The sequence below is a fragment of the Psychrobacter sp. CX16 genome, from assembly GCF_057396245.1.
This window is the reverse complement of record NZ_JBXYJF010000056.1, coordinates 1-2,417: the sequence shown is the minus strand read 5'-3', so window position 1 is coordinate 2,417 and position 2,417 is coordinate 1. Positions and strand designations below refer to the sequence as shown.

1 protein-coding gene is annotated in these 2,417 nt (G+C 48.3%); it reads left to right on the top strand.

Features of this window, described 5'->3' with window-relative positions:
* A partial coding sequence (locus tag AC2SLM_RS12735; RefSeq protein WP_486554263.1) for a beta strand repeat-containing protein occupies positions 1 to 2,417 on the top strand: 2,417 nt, incomplete at both ends.

Below are 2,417 nucleotides of genomic sequence, written 5' to 3'. Positions count from 1 at the left end.
ACCCTTGATGTGACCGCAACGATTACGGATCAAGCGGGTAACGAGAGTGCGCCTTTAACAGACAGCGCCACTACAAACACCAGTGCGCCAGACGCACCCACTGCCGTGACGATCGGTAACGGTGATGAGTTTATCACTGCCGATGAGATTGACGCAGACGGTAAGGTTGAGGTGACCGTTGGTCTACCAGCAGATGCGGTAGCAGGTAACATCGTGACCGTTAATGGCGTTGAAACTGTACTGACAGAAGACGACATTACTGCTGGTGAAATCACCACCAAAGTAACGGCTCCAGCAGAAGGTGAGACGCTTGACGTAACAGCGACCATCACTGACGAGGCAGGCAATCCAAGCGCCGAAGTGACAGACAGTGCGGATACCGATACCACAGCCCCTAAAGTACCGACTAAAGTTGACATTGGTAATGGAGATGACTTTATCACTGCCGATGAAATTGACGCAGACGGTAACGTTGAGGTGACAGTAGGCTTACCAGCAGGCGTTGAAGCAGGTGACATCGTCACGATTAATGGTACTAAAGTTGAAGTAACAGAAGACGCTATCACAGCCGGTGAGGTAACGACCAAAGTAACCGCTCCTGTAGATGGTGATACTCTTGATGTGACTGCAACGATTACGGATCAAGCGGGTAACGAGAGTGCCCCTGTAGCAGACAGCGCTACCACAAACACCAGTGCGCCAGACGCACCCACTGCCGTAACTATTGGTAACGGTGATGAGTTTATCACTGCTGATGAGATTGACGCAGACGGTAAGGTTGAGGTGACCGTTGGTCTACCAGCAGATGCGGTAGCAGGTAACATCGTGACCGTTAATGGCGTTGAAACTGTACTGACAGAAGGCGACATTACGGCTGGTGAAATCACCACCAAAGTAACGGCTCCAGCAGAAGGTGAGACGCTTGACGTAACAGCGACCATCACTGACGAGGCAGGCAATCCAAGCGCCGAAGTGACAGACAGTGCGGATACCGATACCACAGCCCCTAAAGTACCGACTAAAGTTGACATTGGTAATGGAGATGACTTTATCACTGCCGATGAAATTGACGCAGACGGTAACGTTGAGGTGACAGTAGGCTTACCAGCAGGCGTTGAAGCAGGCGACATCGTCACGATTAACGGTACTAAGGTTGAAGTAACAGAAGAGGCTATCACAGCCGGTGAGGTAACCACCAAAGTAACCGCTCCTGCAGACGGTGAGACCCTTGATGTGACCGCAACGATTACGGATCAAGCGGGTAACGAGAGTGCGCCTGTTGATGAGAGTGCTCAAGTCGATACTACTAAGCCCAGTAACGCACCAACTGTTAATGAAATTGAAACAAACGACACTACTCCAATACTGACTGGAACAGCAATCCTTGAAGAGGGTGATATTCTTCAGGTGGTTGTTGGTGGTGCAACTTATGAAGTGACGCCGAATGCCAATAATGAATGGACATTAGATACTGAGACTGCTGTACCAGTATCAGGAGAGTTTACACCTCTGACGGAAGGTAATTATGAGGTTGTTGCAACGATTATTGATTCTGCAAATAATAAAACTGATGATTTAAGTAGTAATGAAATAGTCATTGATACTACTATCACTAAGCCTACCATTGAACTTGCTACAGATTCAGGTTCCGATGCAACAGATGGCATTACCAACAGTGGTATCCTAACCATCGATAGTAAGGGTGACACCATTGACTCAGTGGTCGGCACCTTAGCAGATGGTACGACGGTTAACGCGGTTAAAAATACAGAAGGCAACTATGTGCTACCGGAAGGCGAGTACACAGATGTTGTAGTAACCACCACTGATGCTGCGGGTAATACTGCTACAGCAAGTGCAGGAGCTATCACGGTAGATACATTAATCGATGACCCAGCTATTAGCCTAACCACTGATTCAGGTACCGTAATTGATGACGGCATTACCAATGATGGCACCTTAAGCATCACCGACAATGGCGACACTATCCAATCAGTAGTAGCGACCAAAGCGGACGGTAGTGAAGAGACCATTAACTTAGTCAATGGTAGCTATGTCTTGCCAGAAGGTAAGTACACTGATGTCACTGTAACTACGGTTGACACCGCAGGTAACACCTCTACAGCAAGTACTGGTGCCATTACCGTAGACAGCTCTATTACTGATCCGACGATAGAACTTGCTACAGATTCAGGTTCCGATGCAACAGATGGCATTACCAACAGTGGTATCCTAACCATCGATAGTAAGGGTGACACCATTGACTCAGTGGTCGGCACCTTAGCAGATGGTACGACGGTTAACGCGGTTAAAAATACAGAAGGCAACTATGTGCTACCGGAAGGCGAGTACACAGATGTTGTAGTAACCACCAGTGATGCTGCGGGTAATACTGCTACAGCAAGTGCAGGAGCTAT